We start from the raw sequence: 25,186 nt of genomic DNA on the forward strand, positions 1-25,186 counted from the left end.
CGAGACAGGGGTCCGTGTCCGGGTGCCCTGCGTACGAGCCTAGGAGACACCCGATCCGGACGCTATGCGATGGACGGGCCGTCCGCGGGCGATCCGGGCGGTTTCCGGACCCCTGCGCACAGAGCGGTCCTCGTGGCCGGTTCCCGTCGCTCGTACTGCCATGTACGCGTCGCCTTGTGATGGCGAACACAATGGCGAACGCATGAATCACCGCGTGATCACCTCGTAACATTGCCGCATGTCTTCGACCGAGCTGCCCTCCGTGCCGGCCGCCCATGTGCTCCCCCAGGTGGCGACCGTCCGGGTCGCGGAGGGGGAGCGGCTGCGGTCGGTCGGGCTGCCCGGGGTCACGCTGACCGTGCGGTCGCGCCCGCCCGCGCGCGAAGGGCTGCCGCCCGCCCTGTACGTCCACGGGCTCGGCGGCTCCTCGCTCAACTGGTCGGCGCTCATGGAGCAGCTCGACGGCGTCGTCGACTCCGAGGCCGTCGACCTGCCCGGCTTCGGCGACTCGCCGCCACCGGACGACGGCGACTACTCCATCACCGCGCACGCCCGCGCGGTGATCCGTTATCTGGACGCCTCCGGCCGCGGACCCGTACACCTCTTCGGGAACTCGCTCGGCGGCGCGGTCTCCACGCGCGTCGCCGCCGTCCGCCCCGACCTCGTCCGTACGCTCACCCTCGTGTCGCCCGCGCTACCGGAGCTCCGCGTCCAGCGCACCGCCGTGCCCACCGGGCTGCTGGCGGTGCCGGGGGTGACGGCGCTCTTCACACGGCTCACCCGGAAGTGGACGGCGGAGCAGCGCGTCCGCGGCGTGCTGCAGCTCTGCTACGGCGAACCGGGACGGGTGACGCCGGAGGGCTTCCGCGACGCCGTCGCGGAGATGGAGCGGCGGCTGCAACTGCCGTACTTCTGGGACGCGATGACGCGGTCCGCGCGCGGGCTCGTCAACGCCTACACCCTGGGCGGGCAGCACGCGCTGTGGCGGCAGGCCGAGCGGGTCCTGGCGCCGACCCTGCTCATCTACGGCGGCAAGGACCAGCTCGTCGGCCACCGGATGTCCGGCAGGGCGGCGCGCGCCTTCCGGGACTCCCGGCTGCTGACCCTCCCGGAGGCCGGGCACGTGGCGATGATGGAGTACCCGGACGTCGTCGCGCGGGGCTTCCGCGACCTCCTCGCGCAGGCCGAGGGCCCCGCGCCCGACGCGGGTGCGCGTCCGTCCGGCACCGACGCGGGTGCCCCGACCGAGAACCCGGGGAGCTGAGGCGCGCGTGGGACGCCACAGCCGGCGCGGCCTCGCCAAGCGGGACGCCACGGAGACGACGGCACGACAGGACGCCGCGCAGGCGCCGCCCGAGCAGGGCGGCGGGCCACAGCGCCGGGCCTCCGTGCCGGGTCCCGGCCGCCCTCCGGGAGCGCCGACGCCCCCGCCCGGGCCGGGGCCGCAGGGCGGACCCCCGGCGTACGACGGCCGGCCCCACCCGGCGGGCACCACCCCGCCCCAGGGCTTCCCACGCCTGCCGGACGGCACCCCCGCGCGGGGCGTTCCGCGTCCGGCCCAGGGCGCTCCGGGGGCCCCCGACGGTACGCCCGCGCGTGGCGTCCCCCGTTTCGCCGACGGGACCCCGGCGCACGGGGTGCCGCGCATGCCTGACGGGACGCCGGCCCATGGTGTGCCGCGCTATGCCGATGGGACCCCGGCGCGCGGGGTTCCGCGCCTGCCGGACGGCACTCCGGCCCACGGTGTGCCGCGCTACGCCGATGGCACGCCCGCGCGTGGGGTGCCGATGTTCCCCGACGGGACGCCCGCGCGTGGGGTGCCGCGTTTCGCCGACGGGACCCCGGCCCAGGGTGCTTCGCGTCACCCCGACGGGAGTCCCGCCCAGGGCGTCCCGCGTCACCCCGACGGCACCCCCGCCCAAGGCGTCCCCCGGTTCGCCGACGGCACCCCCGCCCACGGGATCCCCAGGGCCCGGGGCGGGCACCCCGAGCAGCGGGAAGCCGGGGGTGGCTGGGGGGAGTTGCGAGGGCGTACCGCCGTCGCCTACGGCACCGCCACGGCCGGTGCCCCCGTGCCGCGGCCCCGCCAGGCGCCCGGCTCCGAGGGGCCCCGGCAGGAGTTCGTGGACGCCTTCGACGCCGAGGTCGACGTGGCCCGCACCGCCGGGCGGGCGTACCCCCCGGCCGCCGACCACGAGACCCCGGGCCTCGCCGGCGACGCGCCGCCGACCGGCGTGCCCGCGCCCGTCAAGGGCGGCAGGGGCCGGGCCTTCACCGGGGTCGCGGCCGCCGCCGTCGTCACCGTGCTGGCCGTCGTGGTCGCCGGACAGGCCGCGCAGGGCCGGGGCGGCACCGACACCCAGGCCGGGGCCGCCGAGGGCGGCACGCGGGACCTCCGTGACCCCGCCTCCCGTACCGACGACCGCCCGACGCCCTCGGCGACACCGCTGACGTACGACCAGAAGATGGGCCGGCGGTACGCGCTGGCCGCGGACGCGACCGGCTCCGGGAAGTTCGACGCCGTCCCGGGCACCGCCAAGGCCCCCGGCGGCGGGCGGAAGTTCACCTACCGCGTGGACGTCGAGCAGGGCCTCGGGCTGGACGGCGCGCTGTTCGCCGAAGCCGTGCAGAAGACGCTGAACGACAAGCGGAGCTGGGCCCACGGCGGCGCCCGGACCTTCGAGCGCGTCCCCGGCGACGACGCCGACTTCGTGATCACGCTCGCCAGCCCCGGCACCACCGCCGACTGGTGTGCCAAGTCCGGCCTCGACACCACCGAGGACAACGTCTCCTGCGACTCGGCCGCCACCGAACGCGTGATGATCAACGCCTACCGGTGGGCGCAGGGGTCCGAGACCTACGGCGACCACATCCACGCCTACCGGCAGATGCTGATCAACCACGAGGTCGGCCACCGGCTCGGGTTCGGCCATGTCAACTGCGACAAGGACGGCGAGCTCGCCCCGGTCATGCAGCAGCAGACCAAGTTCCTCGACCACGACGGGATCACCTGCAAGGCCAACCCCTGGGCGTTCCCCAAGAGTTGACAGGTGACGCACAGCTCACATTGACATGCGCAGCCAAATCGTTCATATTTCTGCGCATGTCGTCCCGTCCCGCCACCTGCCGCGCCGCCATCGAGCTGGCGCTCATCGGCGTGACCCATCTGTGCGTGGCCGACATCCACTGTCGCTGACGCCCGCCCTTCGGCGTACGCGTCGCGATCCCCTTTTCTCCTCCGTGCTGCGGTCCCTGACCCGGCGCGGCCTCACGACGACCTGACGCCGGGGCAGACGTCCGTTCCAGCACGTCTCACTCCGTGTCGTTCCATCTCATGCTTCGAGACCCGAAGCGGGGCCGGCACGCGTTTCATCAACCGAGAGGTCGTCTCCGATGCGTCAATCGTCCGTCATAGCGCGCCGCGTGGCAGCGGCATCCGTCAGCCTGGTCGTGGCAGCGGGCGTCGCCGCCTGCGGGCCTGAGGACAACGATGCCAAGGCAGCCGGCAACGACTCCACGCCCTACAAGGGCGGCACGCTGACCGTTCTGAACTCCAACCCGCAGCAGGACTTCGACCCCGCCCGGCTCTACACCTCCGGCGGCGGCAACGTCCCCTCGCTCGTCTTCCGCACCCTCACCACCCGCAACCGCGAGAACGGCGAGGCCGGTGCCCAGGTCGTCCCCGACCTCGCCACCGACACCGGGCGCCCCAACAAGGACGCCACCGTCTGGACCTTCACCCTCAAGGAGGGACTGAAGTACGAGGACGGCACCAAGATCACGTCGGCCGACGTCAAGTACGGCATCGAGCGCTCCTTCGCCCCCGAGCTCTCGGGCGGCGCCCCCTACCTGCGGGACTGGCTGGTCGGCGCCGCCGGCTACCAGGGGCCGTACAAGGACAAGAAGGGCCTGTCCGCGATCGAGACGCCGGACGAGCGGACCATCGTCTTCCACCTGAACAAGCCCGAGGGCGAGTTCCCGTACCTGGCCACCCAGACCCAGTTCACGCCCGTCCCCAAGGCCAAGGACACCGGCACCAGGTACGAGCAGCACCCGGTCTCCTCCGGGCCGTACAAGGTCGTCTCGAACGAGAACGACGGCGAGCGGCTCGTCCTGGAGCGCAACCCGCACTGGTCCGCCACGACGGACGCCGAGCGCAAGGCGTACCCCGACCGGATCGACGTACGGTCCGGGCTCGACTCCTCCGTGATCAACCAGCGGCTCTCCGCGTCGCAGGGAGCGGACGCCGCCGCCGTCACCACGGACACCAACCTCGGCCCCGCCGAACTCGCCAAGGTCTCCGGCGACAAGGAACTGGCCGCCCGTGTCGGCACCGGGCACTTCGGCTACACGAACTACATCGCCTTCAACCCGAAGGTGAAGCCGTTCGACGACCCCAAGGTCCGCCAGGCGATCTCCTACGCGCTCGACCGCTCCTCCGTCGTCAACGCCGCCGGCGGCTCCGCGCTCGCCGAGCCCGCCACCACCTTCCTGCCCGACCAGAAGTCCTTCGGCCACACGCCGTACGACCACTTCCCGGCCGGCGCGAGCGGTGACCCGGCGAAGGCCAAGGAGCTGCTGAAGGAGGCCGGGCACGGCGACGGGCTGACCGTCACGCTCACCCACTCCAACGCCAAGGACTTCGAGACCAGCCCGGAGATCGCCACCGCCATCCAGGACGCCCTGAAGAAGGCCGGCATCACCGTCCGGCTCCAGGGCCTGGAGGACAACGACTACTCCGACAAGATCCACAATGTGAAGACCGAGCCCGGCTTCTTCCTCGCCCACTGGGGTGCCGACTGGCCCTCCGGCGGTCCCTTCCTCGCCCCGATCTTCGACGGCCGGCAGATCGTGAAGGACGGCGCCAACTTCAACAACGGCCTGCTGGACGACGCCTCCGTCAACGCCGAGATCGACGCCATCAACAAGCTCACCGACCTCGGCGCCGCCGCCAAGCGCTGGGGCGCGCTCGACAGCAAGATCGGCGAGAAGGCCCTCACCGTGCCGCTGTTCCACCCCGTCTACAAGCGGCTGTACGGCAAGGACGTCAAGAACGTCGTGATCAGCGACTGGACCGGCGTCCTCGACATCTCCCAGGTCGCGGTGAAGTAGCGCCGTGAGCGAGGCAGTCCTCGCCGTCGAGACCCCCGGGGCGGACGCTCCGGGGGTCTCGGGGGCCCGTCAGTTCTGGAGGCGGCTGCGCACCCGGCGCGCCGCCCTCGTCGCGGCGTCCGTCGTCGCCCTGCTCGTCCTGGTCGCGCTCGCCGCGCCCCTGCTCACCGCCCTCGAGGGCCAGGACCCCACCACCTACCAACCGTCCCTCGTGGACTCCGCGCGCGGCGGCGTCCCCGTCGGATCCCTCGGCGGCGTCAGCGCCGACCACTGGCTCGGCGTCGAACCGCAGACCGGACGCGACCTGTTCGCACGGCTCGTGTACGGCGCCCGCGTATCCCTGGGCGTCGCCCTCGCGGCGACCGTCGTCCAGCTCGTCCTCGGGGTCGCCGTCGGCCTCGCCGCGGGGCTCGGGAACCGCTGGGTCGACCAGCTCCTGACCCGCGTCGCCGACATCTTCGTCGCGATGCCCCTGATGATCGTCGCCCTGGCGCTGCTCGCCGTGGTGCCGACCAGCTTCCCGCGCCCGGTCCTGGTGGCGCTGGTCGTCGGGCTGGTCTCCGGCTGGGCCACCCTGGCCAAGCTGGTCCGCGCCCAGACGCTCACCCTGAAGGAGGCCGACTACGTGGCCGCCGCCCGCCTCAGCGGATGGGGCACCGTCCGCATCGCCCGGCGCGAACTGCTGCCCGGCCTCGCCGCGCCCGTCATCACGTTCGCGGCCATCCTCGTCCCGACGAACATCTCCGTCGAGGCGGCCCTGTCCTTCCTCGGCGTGGGCGTACGGCCGCCGACGCCGTCCTGGGGACAGATGCTGACCTCCGCGAACGTCTGGTACCAGGCCGCCCCGCAGTACCTGCTGCTGCCCGCCGGCGCCCTGTTCGTCACCGTCCTCGCCCTCACCGTGCTCGGCGACGGCGTCCGCACGGCCCTCGACCCGCGTGCCGCCTCCCGGCTGCGCGTCGGCACGGGCCGGAAGGGCGGCCGCTCATGAACGGCTTCGGTGGCTTCGCCGTGCGCCGGGCGGCCGGTGCCGTCGTCACCCTGTTCGCCCTCTCGGTGATCATCTACGTGGTCTTCTACGTCACCCCCGGCGACGTCGCCCAGATCACCTGCGGCCCGCGCTGCTCACCCGCCCAGGTGCAGCAGGTCGCGGCGCAACTGCACCTGGACGACCCGCTGTACGTGCGGTACTGGCACTTCCTCCAGGGGATCGTCGCCGGCCAGGACTACTCCACCGGCACCGCCGTCCAGCACTGCTCCGCGCCCTGCCTCGGGCTGTCGTACCAGAGCGACCAGCAGGTCCTGACGCTGATCCTGGCGAAGCTGCCGGTCACCGCGTCGCTCGCGCTCGGCGCGATGGTGCTGTGGCTGATCATCGGCGTCGGCACCGGCGTGCTGTCCGTGTGGCGGCGCGGCCGGCCCACCGAGCGGGTGCTGACCACCCTCACCCTCGCGGGCATGGCCACCCCCGTCTTCGTCATCGGGCTCGTCCTGATGATCGTCGTCTGCGGACAGCTCGAGCTGCTGCCCTTCCCGCAGTACGTCCCCTTCGCCGACGACCCCGAACAGTGGGCCTGGAACCTGCTGCTGCCCTGGCTGTCGCTGGCCCTCATCGAGTCCGCCACCTACGCGCGGATCACCCGCGCCGCGATGCTGGAGACGCTCGCCGAGGACCATGTGCGCACCTTCCGCGCGTACGGCGTCGGGGAGCGGGCCGTCATCGGGCGGCATGCCCTGCGCGGCGCGCTCGCCCCGCTCATCGCCGTGAACGCCAACAACATCGGCGTCCTGTTCGGCGGTGCCGTGCTCACCGAGACGCTGTTCGGACTGCCCGGCATCGGCCGGGAGATGGTCGAGGCCGTCAAGGTCGTCGACCTGCCCGTGGTCGTCGGGATGGTCCTGGTGACCGGCTTCTTCGTGGTCCTCGCCAACGCCGTCGCGGACGTCCTGTACGCGCTGGCCGACCGACGGGTGGTACTGACATGAGTCTGGTCGAGGTCGCTGACCTGACGGTCGACTTCGGCGGGCTGCGGGCCGTCGACGGGCTCTCCTTCCGCCTGGAGCGGGGCGCCGCCCTCGCCCTCGTCGGCGAGTCCGGCTCCGGCAAGTCGACCGTCGCCTCCGCCCTGCTCGGGCTGCACCGCGGCACGGGGGCCGAGGTCGGCGGCACGATCGAGGTCGCGGGCGTCGACGTGGGGCGGGCGTCCGAGGACACGCTGCGCCGGCTGCGGGGCGGTACGGCCGCCATGGTCTTCCAGGACCCGCTGTCCTCGCTCGACCCGTACTACGCCGTCGGCGACCAGATCGCCGAGGTGTACCGGGTGCACGCGCGTGCCTCGCGGCGGGCCGCACGCGCGCGTGCCGTCGAGGTGCTCGACCGGGTGGGCATCCCGGACGCCGTACGGCGGTCCCGGTCTCGTCCGCACGAGTTCAGCGGCGGCATGCGCCAGCGCGCGCTCATCGCCATGGCGCTGGCCTGCGAGCCCGAGCTGCTGATCGCCGACGAGCCCACGACGGCCCTCGACGTCACCGTCCAGGCGCAGATCCTCGACCTGCTGCACACCCTCCGCCAGGAGACCGGGATGGGGCTGCTGCTGGTCACGCACGACGTGGGCGTGGCCGCCGAGAGCGTCGACGAGGTGCTGGTCATGCGGCACGGGCGGCAGGTGGAGCACGGGTCCGTCACGGAGGTGCTGGGCGCGCCCCGGCAGCCGTACACGCGCGAACTGCTCGGTGCCGTCCCGCGCGTGGACGCGCCCCGGGCGGCCCGCGCCGAGCCGGCCACCGAGTCCGGCGCGGAGTCCGGCGTGGAGTCCGGCGCCGGGGGAGACGGGTCCGGGGAGCCGGTGCTGGAGGCCGTCGGGGTGCGCCGGGTGTTCGGGCGCGGGAAGAAGGCGTTCACGGCCGTGGACGGGGTGTCGCTCACCGTCCGCCGGGGCGAGACCCTCGGCGTCGTGGGGGAGAGCGGCAGCGGCAAGACCACCCTCGGCCGCATGCTCGTCGGCCTCCTGGAGCCGACCGCGGGAGAGGTCCGCCACGACGGGCACACGCGCGTGGGCGTCGATCCGGCCGTGCAGATGGTCTTCCAGGACCCCGTCTCCTCCCTCAACCCCCGCCGCAGCGTGGGCGAGTCGATCGCCGACCCGCTGCGCGCGCGGGGCGAACGGGACGAGACGCGGATCCGCGCGCGGGTGCGCGAACTGCTGGAGCGCGTCGGACTCGAGGCGGCCCACCACGACCGCTATCCGCACGAGTTCAGCGGGGGCCAGCGCCAGCGCGTCGGCATCGCGCGGGCGCTCGCGGCGGACCCGCGCGTCATCGTCTGCGACGAACCCGTCTCCGCGCTCGACGTCACCACGCAGGCCCAGGTGGTGGCGCTGCTGGCCGAGCTGCAGCGCGAACTCGGCCTCGCGCTGGTCTTCATCGCGCACGACCTCGCCGTCGTGCGCCAGGTCAGCGACCGCGTCGCCGTGATGCGGCGCGGGCGGATCGTCGAACAGGGCCCCGCCGACCAGGTGTACGACCACCCGCGGGACCCGTACACCGCGCAACTGCTGGCCGCCGTACCGGCGCTCGACCCGGAGGTCGCGGCGCGACGGCGGTCGGCGCGACGGGAGCCGGCCACGATCTGACCGGACCCGTCGGAACAGGGTGGAGAGGGTGACGATCCGTGTGCGTTTGAACTCCTAGCGCGACGGAACGCGACCCGCACGGGAAAGTTACGACCGTTCACCCCTTTTGGTGGCGCGATGGACAACCGTCCATCGCGCCACCGCCTTGTGCGCATACGTTCTTCCCGCTGTGAGCCGCCGCCGTACGGCGGCTCCCCTCAAGGGAGATCGGGGGTGTACTCGTGCGCATCGGACTGATTGCGGAGGGTGGCTATCCGTATGTGAGCGGTGACGCCAGGCTCTGGTGCGACCGGCTCGTACGCGGGCTCGGGCAGCACGAGTTCGACATCTACGCGCTCAGCCGCAGCGAGCGCCAGGAGGACGAGGGCTGGGTCCCGCTGCCCCCGCAGGTCAGCCGGGTGCGCACGGCGTCGCTGTGGACCGCCGAAGACGACGGGGCCGGGTACGGCCGCCGCGCCCGCCGGCGCTTCGAGGAGCACTACGGCGCGTTGGCGGCCGTCCTCTGCGCGGGCGGCGACCGAGGGGCCGACGGCGCCTCCGAACCCCCGTCCGCCGTCCAGGCGGACCGTTTCGGCAACGCGCTGTACGGGCTCGCCGAACTCGCCCGCGACGAAGGCGGACTCGCCGGCGCGTTACGGTCCGAGACCGCCGTACGCACCCTCGAGCGCGCCTGCCGCGCGCGGGACGCGATGCGCACGGCGCGCGAGGCGCGCGTCCCCGACCTCCTCACCGTCGCCACCCACCTCGAACGCGCGTTGCGCCCCCTCTCGCTCGACTGGTACGAGGACGACGGACTCGGCGCCGCCGACCTGAGCCACGCCACCTCCGGCGGCACCGCGGCCCTGACCGGCCTGCTCGCCCGGCACTTCTGTGACGTACCGCTGCTGCTGACCGAGTACGGCGTCCGGCTGCGCACCCAGTACCTCGCCGGCACCGGCGCCCCGCCCGCCGTGCGCGCCCTCCTCGCCGGCTTCCACGGCGCCCTCGCCGCCGAGGCGTACCGCCGGGCCGCCGTCATCACGCCGGGCAACGCCCACGCCCGCCGCTGGCAGGAGCGCTGCGGCGCCGACCGTTCCAAGCTGCGCACGGTGTACCCCGGCATGGACGCCTCCCGCTTCGCGGAGGTCGGCGAGGCGTCGTCGTGCGCGGATCCCGACACCCTGGTCTGGGTCGGCCGCGTCGAACCCGCCAAGGACCTCGTCTCCCTGCTGCACGCCTTCGCCGAGGTCCGCAAGGAGGAGCCGAAGACCCGCCTGCGGATCGTCGGCGCCCCGGCGGGAGCCGAGGGGGAGGCCTACCTCGGCCACTGCCGGGCGCTGGCCGCCCAGCTCTTCCCCGACGAGGCCGACGGCCCGCACACCGTCGGGGAGAACCCGGTCTCCTTCGAGGAGATCGGCGGCCCGCAACTCCCGTCGCTCGCCGACGCGTACGCCTCCGGCGCGGTGACCGTCCTGTCCAGCGTCGTCGAGGGCTTCCCCGTCGGCCTGGTCGAGGCCATGCTCTGCGGGCGCGCCACGGTGTCCACCGACGTCGGCGCGGTGGTCGAGGTCATCGGCGGCACCGGCCTCGTCGTACCGCCGCGCAACCCGCGGGCGCTCGCGGAGGCGTGCGTGACGTTGCTGCGCGACCCCGAGCGCCGTGAACGCCTCGGCGCGGCGGCCCGCGCGCGAGCCCTCGAACTGTTCACGGTCGAGCAGAACGTCGCGGCATTTCACGGCATTTACCTCGACGTCGTCGCCGGCACACCGCTCCGGCGCGTGGTCCTCGACGACGCCGGCGCCCCGCTGCCGTTCGGCGTCCCGGCCGAGGCGCATGTGCCCGGGCACTGGACCAACAAGCGCAGGCACGCGGGGCCGCCGGAGGCCACCACGGCTCCTCTGCCGGAGGGGGCGCGATGAGGGGCGTGGGGACGGGCCGGGACGTCGACTTGTCCGGTTCCGCTGACGGAGGGGGCGCGATGAGGGACGCGTGGATCGGCGGGACGCCGGCTGGGCCGGCCCCGGCACAGGAGGGGACTCGATGACCGCCGCAGGAGGGACCGACCGGCCGCTGACCGCGCCGGGCGGCCCGGAGATCTGGGACGAACGCGCCGAGGAGTGGCTCACGGCCGACGCCGAAGGCCCCGAGGACCAGGCCCTCGCCCACCCCCTCGACCGGCCCCGCCCGCCCCGCGCGGGCGCCGACCCGGTGAAGGCCCTGATGCACCGGCACCACGACCTGTGCGCCCGCGCGGTGGACCCCCTGGAGATCGCCGCCGGCTTGGAGGCCCACGGCATCACCGACCGCACCGCCGCCCGCTTCCGCCACCGGGACGTCTTCTCGCTGGCCGAGGAGATGTACGCGCGCGTGCCCCGCGACGGCGACGCCCCCGGCGCCCCCGAGCCCGTCGCACCGCCGCGCGTACGAGCCGACTGGGTGCTCCTCACGCTCCTGCCCGGCGCGCTCGGCGCGGCCACCCTGGCCGCCGTACGTCTCACCCACGGCCAGACCCGTCTGATCGCGGCCGCCGTCGGAGCGCTCGCCGTGCTCCTCGCGCTGCGCGCGGCCCTGGCCAGGGGACCGCTGTCCACCCCGCACCCCACCCGCCCGACGGCGACCTGGACCGGTTGGCTCCTCGGCTACGCCCTCCTCGGCGACGGCCTCCTGCGCGCGGCCCTCACCGGCGGCCCCGACACCCTGCCGTCCGGCGGAGCCGACAGCCCCTGGCCCCTCACGACCGCGCCCCTCCTGGCCCTCGCGCTCTCCTGCGCCCCCGCGGCCTGGTGCGCGCACCTCCTCGCCGTACGGGCCCGCCGCACGCTGTCCTCCAGCCGGGCCCTGGCCGACTTCGCCACCTCGGTGCAGCCTCTGCTGCTGGTCGTGTTCGCCGTCTACGTCGCCGCCCTCGCGGCCCTCACCGCCGCGACCGCCGCGGCCCTGGACGAGCCCGCCGCCTACCCGGCGACCCTCACGCTGGGCGCCCTGCTCTTCCTCGCCCGCCTCCTCACCGTGCACGGCTTCACCCACGCCCCGGCGCTCCTCCTGACCGCCACCGCGGCGGCCGAGGCGACGGCCCTCGCCGCCGTCTTCGCGGCCCGCCTCCCGGGCTGCGCGTGGCTGGGGACCCCCACCCGGGCGCTCACCGACGCCTGGGGAGCCGCCGCCGTCCCCGCCCTCGCCTGCGGCGTCGCCGCGCTGGCCCTGCTGCTCCACGCGAGCCGCACCCTCACCCGGGCGTCGGCCCACGCGGCGCCGGCCGACGCGGCGGGGGAGGAGCGGTGGTGAGCCGGCGACCAGGTGGAGCCCTCGCCCGGGGCGCACGGCCGGGCCCCCGGCCGCGCCGCCTGCCCGGCACCCCTCACTTCCCCCACGGCCCCCACGGCCCTTGCCTCCCCCGCTCCCCTCGCTTCTCCAGCCACTTCTAGCCCCCGGCCCGAACCGCCGGAGGCACCCCGACGAAGGAGAGACCTCCCATGACCACCTCCCGACCCGACCTCCCCTCGGCCCCGGGAGCCGCGCGATGAGAGTGCTGCTGATCGGAGCCAACGGCTATCTCGGCCGCTTCGTCGCCGACCGTCTCCTCGCCGACCCCGCCGTCCAGCTCACCGCGCTGGGCCGCGGCGACGACGCGGACGTCCGGTTCGACCTCGCGTCCGGCAGCCCCGGCGCCCTCACCCGCTTCCTCGACGCGGTCCACCCCGGGGTCGTCATCAACTGCGCCGGCGCCACCCGCGGCGGCGCCCGTGAGCTCACCCGGCACAACACCGTCGCCGTCGCCACCGTCTGCGAGGCCCTGCGGCGCAGCGGCTGCGGCGCCCGGCTCGTGCAGATCGGCTGCGGAGCCGAGTACGGACCGAGCCAGCCCGGCTCCTCCACGGCCGAGGACGCCGTGCCCCGCCCCGGCGGCCCGTACGGCGTCAGCAAGCTCGCCGCCACCGAGCTCGTCCTCGGGTCCGGCCTGGACGCCGTCGTGCTGCGGGTCTTCTCACCCGCGGGCCCGGGCACCCCGGCCGGCTCCCCGCTCGGCCGCCTCGCCGAGGCCATGCGCCGGGCCATGCAGTCGGGCGACGGCGAGCTGAAACTGACCGGGCTCGGCGCCCAGCGCGACTTCGTCGACGTCCGGGACGTCGCCCGCGCCGTCCACGCCGCCTCCCTCTCGGCGGCGCAGGGCGTCATCAACATCGGTTCCGGACGCGCCGTCCGCCTGCGCGACGCGGCCGCCGTCCTCGCCCGGGTGGCCGGATACGGCGGCGCCCTGCACGAACTCGACGGTCCCCCCGGCCCGCTGCGCGCCACCATCGGGCACCCCCGGGGCGACTCGGACCACGCGGCGCACGGCCCGCACGGCGCCCATGCCGGTCACGCCGGGCACAACGCCGCGCCCGTGGCCTACCCGGACGGCTGCGGCAGCTGGCAGCAGGCGGACGTGCGCACGGCACGCGACCGGCTCGGGTGGCGCCCCCGTATCAGCCTCGAGGAGTCCCTGGGCGACATCTGGATGGAGGCGGCATGCCGTATCTGACCGGTACTCCCACGACGACCGCGAGCACGGACCTGCGCCCGGGGCTCGGCATCCCCGGCCTGGCCCACCCCCTGCTCGCGCCGGCCGAGTGGGCGGAGCTGACCCGCCCCGGCGCCCCCGTGCACTGGGCCGTCCTCAACGTCGCCGACGGCCCCGGCACCCAGCCCGACCCCCACTGCCTGGAGGCAGCCGGCCGCCTCCGCAACGCGGGCGTCCGCGTCCTCGGCCACCTCGACGCCTCGCGCCTCGACACGACGCGCTTCGACACGACGCGCTTCGACACCGCCCGCCCCGGCGGACCGCGGTTACGCGCGACGGAACCGTGCGGACCGGACCTCGGCCGGCCCCGAGGGGGCGGCGGCCGGAGCATCGGCGACCTGATGTCCGAGGCCCAGCGGTACATCGACTGGTACCGGGTCGACGGCTTCTACCTGGACCGCTGCCCGATCGAACGCGCCGATCTGCCCGAGACCCGCCGCGCGGTCGGCAGGCTGCGCGCGCTGCGTGACAAGGCCCACATTGTCCTCGCCCACGGCACCCACCCGCACCCCGGATACGCCGAGTGCGGCGACCAGCTCGTCACGTTCTCCGGGCCCTGGTCCGAGTACCGCTGGTCGCAGGTGGCGGAGTGGACGGCCGACTATCCGCCCGGCCGCTTCTGCCACTTGGTCCACGGGGTGCCGCGCGGGCACCTGGACGAGGCGCTGCGCATCGCGCGCTGGCAGGGCGCGGAGACCGTCTGGTTCACCGACCGCACCGACCGGGGCGGGCGCACCGACCCCTGGGAGGCCATGCCCGGCTACTGGGACGACATCGTCTCGCGGATCGGAACAGGTGTCTCGGAATGAAAAAGGCCGTGGCACTGTTACGAGGAGAACAAATGTAGTGATCGACCGACCAACGGAGTCCCCGTGTCGCTGCCACCCCTGGTCGAGCCCGCCCCCGAGCTCACCGTAGACGAGGTTCGCAGGTACTCCCGCCACCTGATCATCCCCGACGTCGGGATGGACGGGCAGAAGCGGCTGAAGAACGCCAAGGTGCTCTGTGTGGGCGCCGGCGGCCTGGGCTCGCCGGCGCTGATGTACCTGGCCGCGGCGGGCGTCGGCACGCTCGGCATCGTGGAGTTCGACGAGGTCGACGAGTCGAACCTCCAGCGCCAGATCATCCACAGCCAGGCCGACATCGGCCGCTCCAAGGCCGAGTCCGCCCGTGACTCCGTCAAGGGCATCAACCCGTACGTGAACGTGATCCTTCACGAGGAGCGGCTCGAGGCCGACAACGTGATGGACATCTTCAGCCAGTACGACCTGATCGTCGACGGCACGGACAACTTCGCGACGCGCTACCTGGTCAACGACGCATGCGTGCTGCTGAACAAGCCGTACGTGTGGGGCTCGATCTACCGCTTCGACGGCCAGGCCTCCGTGTTCTGGTCCGAGCACGGCCCGTGCTACCGCTGCCTCTACCCGGAGCCCCCGCCGCCGGGCATGGTCCCCTCCTGCGCCGAGGGCGGCGTCCTGGGCGTGCTGTGCGCGTCCATCGGCTCCATCCAGGTCAACGAGGCCATCAAGCTCCTCGCGGGCATCGGCGAGCCGCTGGTCGGCCGCCTCATGATCTACGACGCCCTGGAGATGCAGTACCGCCAGGTCAAGGTCCGCAAGGACCCCAACTGCGCGGTCTGCGGCGAGAACCCGACCGTCACCGAGCTCATCGACTACGAGGCCTTCTGCGGCGTCGTGTCCGAGGAGGCCCAGGAGGCGGCGGCCGGCTCGACGATCACTCCCAAGCAGCTCAAGGAGTGGATCGACGACGGCGAGAACATCGACATCATCGATGTCCGCGAGGTCAACGAGTTCGAGATCGTCTCGATCCCCGGCGCCCGTCTGATCCCGAAGAACGAGTTCCTCATGGGCACCGCCCTGGAGACCCTCCCGCAGGACAAGAAGATCGTCCTGCACTGCAAGACGGGTGTCCGCAGTGCGGAGGTCCTGGCGGTCCTGAAGTCCGCAGGCTTCTCGGACGCGGTCCACGTCGGCGGCGGCGTCATCGGCTGGGTCAACCAGATCGAACCCGACAAGCCGGTCTACTGACCGCCCCTTTCCGCTGACCAGCGGCTTGAGGAAGTCCACGGCTCTGAACCACTCAGATGCCGTGGGCTTCCGCCGTTGTCGGGGTCGACGCCGCTCCCGTTGTCAGTGCGTGCGGCTACGGTGCGCTGGCTGGTGAAGGCAACGTGCGGGGAGGGGTTTTGGGAGCCAAGACGGGACTGCTGGTGTACGCCGACGCCGAGGTGCCGGGGCTGTTGCGGCAGGTGGGCACGGCGGACCTCGACCGGACGACCGCCCTGATGCGGCGGCTCTACCCCGGCTGGCAGATCGAGGAGTGCGAGGGCTCGAACCTCTGGGATGGCGTCTACCCCCCGAAGGGAACGGCGTACGCGGCCAGTTGGCCGGGCGTGGACGTGATCGGCGATCAGAGGGTGATGATCGACGCCCCCTCCCAGCTCCCGGAACACCTCGTGGCGGCAAGCGCCGGCCGACGACTCGTCCTGCACGCGATGCACAGCGTCGTCGACTGGCTGGCGTTCGCCGTGTGGGAGGACGGGCGCCTCGTCCGCTCCCTGAGCCTGTCCCCGGACAGCGGCATCATCGAGAACATCGGCGAACCACTCCCCTTCGAGCTGCCCTACTGGGCCGGCGACCGCCCGGCCGACATCGTCCCCTGGCCCGGCGAGGAGGAAGAGCCCTACGCCCTGCCTTTCCATCCCTTGGAAATGGGAGAAGACGCGCTGCGTGCGCTCTGCGGCTTCATCCAGGAAGGCCGTCCGCACCCTGATGACGTCGACGCGGAGGCCGTCCAGCTGTACGGATTCCACGTGCGAGACCCCGATGGGCCCGACCCCGCTGAGCAGGAAGCGGCGCTACGAAAGGCGGTCGAAGCCATGCCGCCGCCGCGCGTCTACACGCTGCAGTCTGATGGCTCACTGCTCGAGCGCGAGCGTCGCCCGGCGTCGCAGCCGCCCCCTCACGCTCGCTGACACGATGGGCGGGTGGTTGACCTGGAGCGCATCAGAAATGAGGCCGTGGCGTACTTCAAAGCACTCGATGAGAGCGCCACCCTGCGGCACCACTTCCGTCACACCGACGAGGAGGGCGGCCTGTGGTACATCGAGGCCGTACGCGACGGTGACGAGCTGATCGTCGTCAAGCAAGCCGAGCTGACCTCGGCCGGCCGGCTCCACCGGTACAAATGGGAACACCTGGAGGACGAGGACGGCTGCCTGACCGACCAAGCGATCGACCGTGAAGAGGAGCTGCTGGAGGCCATCCCGGCCGAGGAGTTTCAGCAGGTGTGGACGCGGTGATCCCGCCGGACAACCACTACAGGGGCGGGCTGGCGAGTGCAGCCTGCCCTGAACGGCCCGCGGCCACGCATGGCCGCGGGCGGAGGATCACTGGGTGTCTTCGATCATGTAGTCCGAGCAGGTCTCGAACATGATGGACGGTTTGTTGCCGCCGTTGTACTCGCCCAGGCAGACCTCGTACTGGATCCACGCGTTGGGCCACTTGCCCTCCGGGAGGTTCATGTTGACGTCCAGCCTCTTCCCGGCCCCGTAGTGGTGCCAGGCGTCGTATCTCTTGCCGTCGTCGGACCGTATGTATCTGACCACCACCGAGTGGCCGTCGCTGTTGTTGTCCCAGACCAGCAGGTGGTCGCCGTCCTTGATGAACGACGCGGACCCGTGGCAGTAGTAGGGATTCACCGTGCACACGTCGCCGGCGTGGGCGGCGGAGGTCGTGACGGTGTAGGTGACCGCGGAGGCGGGGGTGTCCACCGCGAGCCAGCAAGGCCGCGGCAGCGGCACCGAAAGCCTTGGAACGCTTCTTCGTCATGGAGATCCTTGTCCGGCTCGATGTCCAGCGGTGACCGATGGGCCCAACTGTGTTATCAACTTGGTGAGTTGGGCTGCGATGGGATACTAGGGTGAGAAGTTGATCTCGACCAGTAGTTCGGGACGGCTCCCTCACATAAGTCGGCGCTGTCGCGACGGCGTTGCCCGCTTCGGCGGCGGCGGTCGGTTTCGGTATCGAGGGCGGTCTGCCGTGGTGGGTGGTGATGTGGCCGGCGCCTGGCGGCGGCCGGATGTGGCGGCTGGGCCGGGGCGCAGATCGGTCGCCAACGCGGGATCCGAAACGAAGTCCTGGAGCCGGGGGAGACGGTGCTCGGCACGTACACCGTCCAGCCTCCGTACACCCGGCACACCCCGCCGTCGGCCCATGATTGCCCGCAGTACGAACTCCGCTGACCACCCGTCACCTGGAGATGTGGGAGCGCGCCGTCCTGCTGTGGCGGCACCCGCTTCCGGAACTGCGTCTGCTCACCGAGGGCCGCGCCTGCGCATCCACCCATGACGGACGCGAGGCCGGGACCATGCTGTTGGAGCAGCCGAACGCCGCACGGGAGATCTGCGGCGCCGCCAGGCGGCACGGGGCCACCTGATGGACCCCTGCGATTCCTGCGGTTCAGCTGGGCGAGCGGCCGCTGTACCGCAGGTCAGGAGCCGACGATGCGTACGGTTGGCGGCTCCTCGGAGGTCTAGCCGAGGCGCCCCTGCCGTACATACCGGCGGACCGCCACCGTGATCGCCGCCAGCAAGGCCACCGCCCAGATGCCGGTCTCCACGCCTCCCATGCTGCCGCCGAGTGCCAGCAGCACCAGTGCGAACACCACGGTGACCAGCACCAGGCTCACGACCAGGTTGCGCAACGTCCTACCCCCCACCCACGCATGCGGGCTTCTGCCCGGCGTTCATGATCGCAGCGGCCGGCCGTCGCGTACAGATTCTGGGCGAGCTGTCAGGAGCAGACCTTTCCGTCCTTCGGGACGGTGCCCTTGAGCAGGTACGCGTTGACCGTGGAGTCCACGCAGGAACTGCCCTTGCCGTAGGCGGAGTGGCCCTCGCCCTTCCAGGTGATCATCACTCCGACACCCTTGCCGAGTTCGTCGGCCATCCGGCGCGTGCCCTCGTAGGGGGTCGCCGGGTCACCCGTGTTGCCGACGAGCAGGATCGGGGCGGAGCCCGGCGCGCTCACCTCCGGGGTGTCGTACTGACCGGAGACGGGCCAGTCATGGCACCAGCCGGCAGTGTCCCAGCCCAGCATCGGGCCGAACACAGGCGAGACCTTTTCGAAGCGCGGCAGCAGCCTCTTCGCGTCCTCGGCCGTCGGGCGCTGCTTGTCGTCCAGGCACGATATGACCCGCTGCGAGTGGCTGCCCGTGCCGTACTTCCCCGACGCCTCACGGTCGTTGTACTCGTCGGCGAGGGCCAGGAGCTCGGTGCCGTCTCCCTGCTGGGCCGCCTGGAGCGCACTGGTCAGGGTCGGCCAACTGGCCTTGCTGTACAGCGGCCTGATGATGCCGGTGAGCGCGAGCGACTCGGTGAGCCTGCGGCTCGACGACGTCGGCAGCGGGTTCGCGTCTATCTCCTTCAGCAGGTCGACCACCTCACGGGTGCCCGCCTCCGCGCTCTTGCCCGTGGACTTCAGGTAGTTGTCGAGCGCGCGCTGGAAGCCCAGCGCCTGGTTCTCGGCGTGGCCCGTCGCGTCGGCGGTCGGGTCGACCACCGCGTCCAGGACGATCCGGCCGACGTTCTTCGGGAACAGGTGGGCGTAGACGCCGCCCAGTTCGGTGCCGTAGGAGATGCCGAAGTAGTGGGTCTTCCGGTCGCCGAGCACGTGGCGCATCAGGTCCATGTCGCGGGCGGTGTCGGTGGTCGACACGTGCGCTATCAGGGAGCCTCCGGCCTTCTGGCAGCCCTTCCCGAAGTTCGCGGCGTCACGGAAGTACGCCGTCTCCTCCGCCGGGGTGTCCGGCGTCAGGTCGACGGCCTCGGACGCCTGGATCTCCTGGTCGCGACGGCAGCGCACACCCTCGCTGGCGCCCACTCCACGCGGGTCCCAGCTCACCAGGTCGTAGCGCTCGCGCAGCGCGGACGCGCTCGCCGAGTACCAGGGCAGGGTGGCCAGGCCCGAGCCGCCGGGGCCGCCGAAGTTGAACAGCAGGGAGCCGATGCGGTCGTCCCCGGTGGCCTTGGCGCGGATCAGCGCGAGGTCGATCGTCCTGCCCTCGGGCTTCTTCCAGTCCAGCGGCGCCTTGAGCGTCGCGCACCGCCACTCGCCGCCCGGCGCCGGCGAGCCGCCGGTGGCCTTGCAGCGGCCCCAGTCCAGTTTCTGCGAGGTCAGAGAGGAGGGCAGTGCGGTCCCGGAACTCGCGGCCGGCGCCGAGGCGCTGCTGCCCGTGTCCCCGTCGGACTTCGGGTCGTCCGACGAGTCCCCGCTGCACCCGGTCGCGAGCAGCGCGGCGGCAGCCGTCAGAGCCGTCCACCGTACGAACCGTGCCATGCCGTGTCCCCCCTCGCGGGCCCTCCGCACCGTGCAGCGGAGGGCGGTCCGGCCATACTAGGCGGATCACGGAAAGCCCGTCGGACCCTGTGGATAACTCTCTGACCTGCGAATATGTAAGGGGTGGGCGAGTTTCAGCCGCAGACCGTCCCGGCCGGGGGCACCTTCCCGTCGAGCAGATAGCCGTTCACCGCGTCCCGTACACACTTGTTGTCGCTCTCGTACGCCCCGTGCCCCTGCCCCTTGTAGGTCATCTCGACGCCCACCCCGTCGCCCAGCGCTCGTGCCATCTTCCGGGCCCCTTCGTAGGGGGTGGCCGGATCGCCGGTGTTGCCCACGACGAGGATCGGTGCCGAGCCGGGCGCGCTGACGTCGGGATGGTCGGCGGCGCCGGGCACGGACCAGTCGGTGCAGCCGAGGATCGACCAGGCGAGGGCGTCGCCGAAGAGGTTCGAGGCCTTCTGGAACTCGGGCAGCCGGTCCTCCACGAACTCCGGGGTGTAGCGGGGCTTCTCGTCGGCGCAGTTGACGGAGACGTTGGCGGCCGAGCTGTTGTTGTACTCGCCGTTCTCGCTGCGTCCGTTCAGCGAGTCGGAGAGGAGCATGAGGGTGCTGCCGTCCCCGTCGTACGCCTGCTCAAGGCCCTCGGTGAGGTACGGCCAGAAGTCCTTCGAATACAGGGCCTGCAGGATGCCGTTGGTGGCGGCGCTCTGGGTGAGCTCGCGCGGGAAGATTCCCTTGATCGGCTTGCTGTCGAGGTCCTTCAGCAGCGTGGCGATGCGGTTCTCGACGTCCTCCGGGGTGTCGCCGATCGGGCAGTCCTCGGCCTGGGAGGTGCAGTCCTCGGCGAAGTTGCCGAGGGCCAGCTGGAAGCCCCTGGCCTGGGCGAGGGACTCCTGCTCGGGGGTCTGGGTCGGATCGACCACCGCGTCGAACACCGCCCGGCCGACCTTCTTCGGGAACAGGTGGGCGTAGACGCCACCCAGTTCCGTGCCGTACGAGATGCCGAAGTAGTGGAGCTTGTCGTCGCCCAGGACCTGACGCATCAGGTCCATGTCGCGGGCCGCCTCGGTGGTGCCTACGTGCGGGAGCATCTCGCCGGAGTTCTTCTCGCACGCCTTGTTGAAGTCCCTGGTGCTGTCGACGAGCTCCTTGCGCTCGGCGGCGTCGTCCGGGGTCGCGTCCTGCTGGAAGTAGGCGTCGAGTTGCTGGTCGTCCTCGCACCACACGGGAGCGCTGCGGCCGACCCCGCGCGGGTCGAAGCTCACCAGGTCGTAGCGGGTGCGCAGGGACTCGTACGACTCGCCGAAGGCCGGCAGGGTGGTGACTCCCGAGCCGCCCGGCCCGCCGAAGTTGAAGATCAGGGAGCCGAGGCGCCGGTTCTCGGGAGCGGTGGTCCTCACCCGGATCAGCTCGATCTCGATGGTGTCGCCCTTGGGGTCGTCCCAGTCGCGCGGCGCCTTCATCCTGGCGCACTGCCAGGTGCCGTCGTCCGGGAGCGGCGAGGGGCTGCCCCCGCCCCCCTGCGCCTGCGACGGCGCGGGGCAGTCACGCCACGTCAGCTTCTGTGCCGTCAGATCACGGTCCCCGGAGTTGTCGTCCCCGCAGGCCGCCAGCGCGGAGGCCAGCAGCAGGGCGGCGGCGGGCAGGGCGGCGGCGCGCAGCCGGAGCGGGTTCGGCATGATCCCATCCTGCGGTCGTGCGGGGCGCGGCGCCCGGGACACGGGCCGTACGAGGTACGGCGGCGCCACGCTCGTCCGGTGCCCCTCCACGGGTACGGCGCCCGGCGTGCCGGGCTTCGTCCCATCTTGCCGCGCTTCGCCCACCCTGCCGGGCCTCGCCCCACCCTGCCGGGCTTCGCCCACCCTGCCGGGCCTCGCCCCACCCTGCCGGGAAGGGCGTCCTAGAGCGCGCCCTTGCGCGTCAGATGGTTGAAGGCGAGCCAGCCGGGCAGCACCGGCAGCCACAGGGTCAGCAGCCGGAACAGCAGCACCGCGGGCGCGGCGACCTCGCTGGGCAGGCCGACGGCGATCAGACCGACGGTCAGCGTGGCCTCCACGGCGCCCACACCGCCCGGCGTCGGGGCTGCGGAGCCGAGCGCGTTGCCCGCGAGGAAGACGACGGCCACGCTGGCGATGCTCAGCGAGGTGCCCTCACTGCCGAAGGCCCTGATCGAGGCGTCCAGGCACATCACGAAGCACGCGGTCAGCAGCAGCATGCCGCCGATGCCGGTGACCAGCTTCTGCGGCCGCTGGAGCACGTCCAGCATGCGGGGCACGACGCCCGCGAACAGCGACCTCACGCGCGTGACGACGAACTTCCGCAGGAACGGCACCGACGTCACGACCAGCACCAGCACCGCCACCGTCAGCAGACCCGCGATGACCGTGCGGGACGGCGACAGGGACGGCGTCTTCTCGGTGCCGGTGAGATAGCCGAAGGACAGCAGCATCAGGATGTGGCAGCCGAGCCCGAACAGCTGGGACGCGCCGACGCTCGCCACCGCGAGCCCCGGCCGCACTCCCGCGCGCTGCAGGAAGCGGGTGTTCAGGGCGACGCCGCCGACCGCGGCCGGCGCGACGATCTTCACGAAGGACCCGGCGACCTGCGCCGCCACCGTCCGCCGGAACGGCACCCGCTCGGGCACGAAACCGAGCAGGGCCATCGCCGCCGCGAAGTAGCTGGCGGCGGAGAACAGCACGGCCGCGGCCACCCAGCCCCACTGGGCGTTCGCGACGAGCGGGCCGAACTCGATGTGCGTGAGCTGCGTGAGCAGGAAGTACGCGCCGATGGCGCCCGCGATGAAGCTGATCAGGGTGCGCGGGCGCACCCGTTCGAGGCGGGCCGGCTCGACCGGTGCCTGCGGCCTGATCCGCAGCACCTCGTGCCGGATCAGCGTGAGCAGGTCCTCCTCGCGCGCGTCGTCCAGCGCCTCGTCCAGCGCCCGCTTCTCGGCCCGCGCCTGCGCCCGCACGGTCTTCTTGTCCAGCTTCTCGGAGTCGGCGCCGGTGTCGGCCGCCGCCTCCTCGCTGCGGGCCTGCTTGGACAGCCGCGACGCCTCCAGCACCGCGTCGCGCTCGCGCTGGGCGCGTTCCCGGGCGAGCCGGCGCAGCGTCGCGCGCGTGGAGCGGCTCAGCGCGATCGGCTGGAGCATCGGCAGACAGTCGGCCACGGCGTCCGGGCCGAGCACGCCGACCGCCGAGGCCACCGCGCGCTCGGCGCCGACGCGCAGCCCGAGGGTGACCAGCAGCTGGGAGATGTCCATGCGCAGCAGCAGGCTGTTCGCCGCGATCTCGCCGATCCGCAGGTCGGTGATGATCACCTTGCCGGAACGATCCACCAGGATGGCGTCGCCGACCAGCCTGCGGTGCGCGATACGGCGGGACTGCAGCGCCTTGACCTGCAGCCAGGTGTCCCGCAGCAGGTCGTCGGTGATCTCGTCGTCCGCGAGCGAGTCCAGCGTGTGGCCGCCTGTGTGCTCGTAGACCAGCATCACGGCGTCCGGGCCGAGCTCGGAGGTCGCGATCAGCTTGGGCGCGTTGGCCCCGGCGGCGATGGCCGCGTAGGCGAGCAGGGCCTCCTGCTCCAGGGCCTGCCGCAGCGACTGGAGGCTGCTGCGGGTGGCGAAGCCGCGCAGCGTGAGGTTGCGCCACGCGCGGTAGAAGAAGCCCTGCGCCTGCTGCTCCCGGTCGACCACCGTGACGTCCAGCGGAGGGCCGTCCTCCAGGGTGACGAAGTAGCGCCGGCCCCGGTCGGTGGCGGTCTCCTGGGTGTCAGCGACCTCCTCGCGGGCCGCGCTCACGGGGCGGAACCCGACGTGCCGCAGGCCCGCCATCAGCGTCCGTCCCGTCGGGCGGACGTTGGGCGAGCCGACCGCGTAGAGCGTGCCGTAGGCGACGGCCCAGCCGATCAGCAGCGTCAGCAGGATCGAGAACGGCGTGGTGTAGCCGGTGACCAGCATCGAGAAGGCGTACAGGACCAGGACCGCCCACAGGACCGCGCGCCAGCGGGGTCTGCGCGACATGCCCACGGCCGTCATGTACGCGATGACCGGCGCGAGGTAGCCGTGCACCGGGTCGGTGAGCGAGCCGACGTCACCGGGGGCGGGCTGGGTGAGCGCGTCCCGGATGGACTCCGGAGCCGCCCGCGCGACCCACAGGTCTGTGGCGAGTGTCACCCCGTGCGCGAGGACGGCCGCCAGGACGCCGTCGGCGATGCGCAGCCCGTCCCGTTTGATCAGCCGTTCGATCGCGAAGGCCACCGGGACCAGCAGGATGGCGATGCTGGAGACCAGGCCCGCGAGCTTGCTGAACAGGTCGGGCGCCTGCCCGGTGCCCTTGTTGATGTCCTGTTCGAGGCCCGAGGTGGTGCCGTGCGCAAACGCCGCGATCGCGAGCAGCAGCACGATGCCCAGGACGCCGGCCAGTACCCGGACGAGGTCGGAGGGGCGGTGCACACGCGCGGGGAGCAGCGGTTCGTCGCCCTCCACCTCGTCGGCATGCGCCTCCTCGACGATCTTGGCCGTCGCCCCGCCGGTCGCACGGCCGGCCTCGGAGCCCCCGCTGACCTGCTGTTCCTCGCCGGCGGCGGTCCCCTCGGGGGCCTTGTCGCCCGCGTGAGCGGTGTCAGGGCGCGACGAAGCGCCGGACGTGCTCTCCGCGTCCTCGGGGTGCACGCCCTGCTGCCTCATCGTCTCTTCTTGATCTCGTATCACCAGTCACCGCCCGCACGATGGTGGCATGCCCCACCGACACACAGGGGCATCAGGGTGCAAACGCGGGGGCGCACAGTCTGCCCGAAGCGTGGCCCCGGGGCGAGGGCTACGCACGGTGGCGGGCGCGTCGCGTTGTCGGTGGCGTGGTGCAGGATGGGGCGGATGAGCGAGGAGAGCCTTCCGGACGCCGCCCGTCCGCAGCACACGGACGCGCTGCCGGAGTACGCCGAGCGGGTCCTGGAGGTCGCCGAGCTGATCCCGCCGGGGCGCGTCATGACGTACGGCGACATCGCGGAGTGGCTGGAGGAGGGCGGGCCGCGCCAGGTGGGCCGGGTGATGGCCCTCTACGGCGGTGCCGTCCCGTGGTGGCGGGTGGTCCGCTCCGACGGCGTCCTGCTGCCCGGTCACGATCTGCGGGCGCTGGAGCACTACCGCGCCGAGGGCACACCGCTGAAGGAGGCCGGCAGGGCCGCCGGGAACCACCTGCCGCGCCTCGACATGAGACGGGCGCGCTGGGACGGCGGTGGATGCGCACAGGGTCACACCTGACAGCTTCCGCCATCGGCGGGCCCGCCGTGTGACGCGTGACGCGTCCCGGGGCAGGAGGGCACGTCCGAGGCATGACGTACGTTCGTGAGGCGAGGGGCACCGGTGCCAGGAGTGACCCGAGGGATGAAGCGGAAGCCCTGCTTCCGTGGCGTCCCCCGGCGTAGCGTCGGCTGCGCGTGTCCCCCTCACCCCGCGGTCACCGCACTCCCCGCGCGGAAGGCGGCCGTCCGCGGCCCCGGCCACCGCCTCCCGGCGACGGCGCAGCGCGCCGGCCACG

The 25,186-nt window shown here is 72.7% G+C and carries 21 protein-coding genes; 16 read left to right on the plus strand and 5 right to left on the minus strand.

Features of this window, described 5'->3' with window-relative positions:
* Nucleotides 1-238 precede the first annotated feature (238 nt).
* The 14 genes from F8R89_RS23130 (at nucleotide 239) to F8R89_RS23190 (ending at nucleotide 16,609) form a co-directional block, all read left to right on the plus strand.
* Nucleotides 239-1,264, plus strand: a complete 1,026-nt coding sequence (locus tag F8R89_RS23130; protein WP_151785738.1) for an alpha/beta fold hydrolase — start codon at nucleotides 239-241, stop codon at nucleotides 1,262-1,264.
* Between the two features lie 7 nt (nucleotides 1,265-1,271).
* On the plus strand, nucleotides 1,272-3,047 hold the full coding sequence (locus F8R89_RS23135; protein WP_318841306.1) for a DUF3152 domain-containing protein: 1,776 nt from the start codon (nucleotides 1,272-1,274) through the stop codon (nucleotides 3,045-3,047).
* 56 nt (nucleotides 3,048-3,103) lie between these two features.
* The gene (locus F8R89_RS37240; RefSeq protein WP_318841307.1) at nucleotides 3,104-3,196 is read left to right on the plus strand and encodes an Ms4533A family Cys-rich leader peptide; all 93 of its coding nucleotides are present in this window, start codon (nucleotides 3,104-3,106) and stop codon (nucleotides 3,194-3,196) included.
* Between the two features lie 197 nt (nucleotides 3,197-3,393).
* The gene (locus F8R89_RS23140) at nucleotides 3,394-5,112 is read left to right on the plus strand and encodes an ABC transporter substrate-binding protein (RefSeq protein WP_151785739.1); all 1,719 of its coding nucleotides are present in this window, start codon (nucleotides 3,394-3,396) and stop codon (nucleotides 5,110-5,112) included.
* Nucleotides 5,113-5,116: 4 nt separating this feature from the next.
* Complete coding sequence (locus F8R89_RS23145; protein ID WP_151785740.1) at nucleotides 5,117-6,103, plus strand: ABC transporter permease; 987 nt, start codon at nucleotides 5,117-5,119, stop codon at nucleotides 6,101-6,103.
* On the plus strand, nucleotides 6,100-7,098 hold the full coding sequence (locus F8R89_RS23150) for an ABC transporter permease (protein ID WP_151785741.1): 999 nt from the start codon (nucleotides 6,100-6,102) through the stop codon (nucleotides 7,096-7,098). The genes F8R89_RS23145 and F8R89_RS23150 overlap by 4 nt, the downstream gene beginning before the upstream one ends.
* Entirely contained in the window at nucleotides 7,095-8,744 is a 1,650-nt protein-coding gene (locus tag F8R89_RS23155) for a dipeptide ABC transporter ATP-binding protein (protein ID WP_151785742.1), read from the plus strand. The genes F8R89_RS23150 and F8R89_RS23155 overlap by 4 nt, the downstream gene beginning before the upstream one ends.
* A gap of 221 nt (nucleotides 8,745-8,965) precedes the next feature.
* Complete coding sequence (locus tag F8R89_RS23160; RefSeq protein ID WP_151785743.1) at nucleotides 8,966-10,642, plus strand: DUF3492 domain-containing protein; 1,677 nt, start codon at nucleotides 8,966-8,968, stop codon at nucleotides 10,640-10,642.
* Nucleotides 10,643-10,763: 121 nt separating this feature from the next.
* On the plus strand, nucleotides 10,764-12,008 hold the full coding sequence (locus F8R89_RS23165) for a hypothetical protein (RefSeq protein WP_151785744.1): 1,245 nt from the start codon (nucleotides 10,764-10,766) through the stop codon (nucleotides 12,006-12,008).
* A 235-nt stretch (nucleotides 12,009-12,243) separates the two neighbouring features.
* Nucleotides 12,244-13,245 carry an NAD-dependent epimerase/dehydratase family protein gene (locus F8R89_RS23170; RefSeq protein WP_151785745.1) on the plus strand — a complete coding sequence of 334 codons (1,002 nt, stop codon included), beginning with the start codon at nucleotides 12,244-12,246 and terminating at the stop codon, nucleotides 13,243-13,245.
* On the plus strand, nucleotides 13,233-14,093 hold the full coding sequence (locus F8R89_RS23175; protein ID WP_151785746.1) for a spherulation-specific family 4 protein: 861 nt from the start codon (nucleotides 13,233-13,235) through the stop codon (nucleotides 14,091-14,093). The genes F8R89_RS23170 and F8R89_RS23175 overlap by 13 nt, the downstream gene beginning before the upstream one ends.
* Nucleotides 14,094-14,156: 63 nt before the next feature.
* On the plus strand, nucleotides 14,157-15,335 hold the full coding sequence (gene moeZ, locus F8R89_RS23180; RefSeq protein ID WP_151785747.1) for an adenylyltransferase/sulfurtransferase MoeZ: 1,179 nt from the start codon (nucleotides 14,157-14,159) through the stop codon (nucleotides 15,333-15,335).
* A gap of 158 nt (nucleotides 15,336-15,493) precedes the next feature.
* Nucleotides 15,494-16,282, plus strand: coding sequence for a DUF6928 family protein (locus tag F8R89_RS23185; protein ID WP_151785748.1), 789 nt, complete (start codon nucleotides 15,494-15,496; stop codon nucleotides 16,280-16,282).
* Nucleotides 16,283-16,294: 12 nt separating this feature from the next.
* A complete protein-coding gene (locus F8R89_RS23190) occupies nucleotides 16,295-16,609 on the plus strand; it encodes a hypothetical protein (protein WP_151785749.1) in 315 nt (104 codons plus the stop codon).
* A gap of 87 nt (nucleotides 16,610-16,696) precedes the next feature.
* On the opposite strand, the gene F8R89_RS23195 is transcribed toward F8R89_RS23190, so the two are convergent.
* Nucleotides 16,697-17,080 carry a hypothetical protein gene (locus tag F8R89_RS23195; protein WP_192806197.1) on the minus strand — a complete coding sequence of 128 codons (384 nt, stop codon included), beginning with the start codon at nucleotides 17,078-17,080 and terminating at the stop codon, nucleotides 16,697-16,699.
* Nucleotides 17,081-17,526: 446 nt separating this feature from the next.
* On the opposite strand from F8R89_RS23195, the gene F8R89_RS36840 reads away from it, so the two are divergent.
* Nucleotides 17,527-17,745 (plus strand): hypothetical protein, encoded by a 219-nt coding sequence (locus F8R89_RS36840; RefSeq protein ID WP_225994469.1) that lies wholly within the window; start codon nucleotides 17,527-17,529, stop codon nucleotides 17,743-17,745.
* A gap of 96 nt (nucleotides 17,746-17,841) precedes the next feature.
* On the opposite strand, the gene F8R89_RS36260 is transcribed toward F8R89_RS36840, so the two are convergent.
* The 4 genes from F8R89_RS36260 to F8R89_RS23215 form a co-directional block, all read right to left on the minus strand.
* A complete protein-coding gene (locus F8R89_RS36260) occupies nucleotides 17,842-18,012 on the minus strand; it encodes a hypothetical protein (protein WP_192806198.1) in 171 nt (56 codons plus the stop codon).
* Nucleotides 18,013-18,101: 89 nt separating this feature from the next.
* Complete coding sequence (locus F8R89_RS23205) at nucleotides 18,102-19,646, minus strand: alpha/beta hydrolase (RefSeq protein ID WP_151785750.1); 1,545 nt, start codon at nucleotides 19,644-19,646, stop codon at nucleotides 18,102-18,104.
* Nucleotides 19,647-19,780: 134 nt separating this feature from the next.
* The gene (locus F8R89_RS23210) at nucleotides 19,781-21,328 is read right to left on the minus strand and encodes an alpha/beta hydrolase (protein ID WP_151785751.1); all 1,548 of its coding nucleotides are present in this window, start codon (nucleotides 21,326-21,328) and stop codon (nucleotides 19,781-19,783) included.
* 221 nt (nucleotides 21,329-21,549) lie between these two features.
* Nucleotides 21,550-24,336 carry a lysylphosphatidylglycerol synthase domain-containing protein gene (locus tag F8R89_RS23215; protein ID WP_151785752.1) on the minus strand — a complete coding sequence of 929 codons (2,787 nt, stop codon included), beginning with the start codon at nucleotides 24,334-24,336 and terminating at the stop codon, nucleotides 21,550-21,552.
* A gap of 186 nt (nucleotides 24,337-24,522) precedes the next feature.
* Here F8R89_RS23215 and F8R89_RS23220 point away from each other — a divergent pair, with 186 nt between their 5' ends.
* Nucleotides 24,523-24,909, plus strand: a complete 387-nt coding sequence (locus tag F8R89_RS23220) for an MGMT family protein (RefSeq protein ID WP_151785753.1) — start codon at nucleotides 24,523-24,525, stop codon at nucleotides 24,907-24,909.
* Nucleotides 24,910-25,186: the final 277 nt, after the last annotated feature.

It is taken from the genome of Streptomyces sp. SS1-1 (assembly GCF_008973465.1).
In the GTDB taxonomy this organism is placed as follows: Bacteria; Actinomycetota; Actinomycetes; order Streptomycetales; family Streptomycetaceae; genus Streptomyces.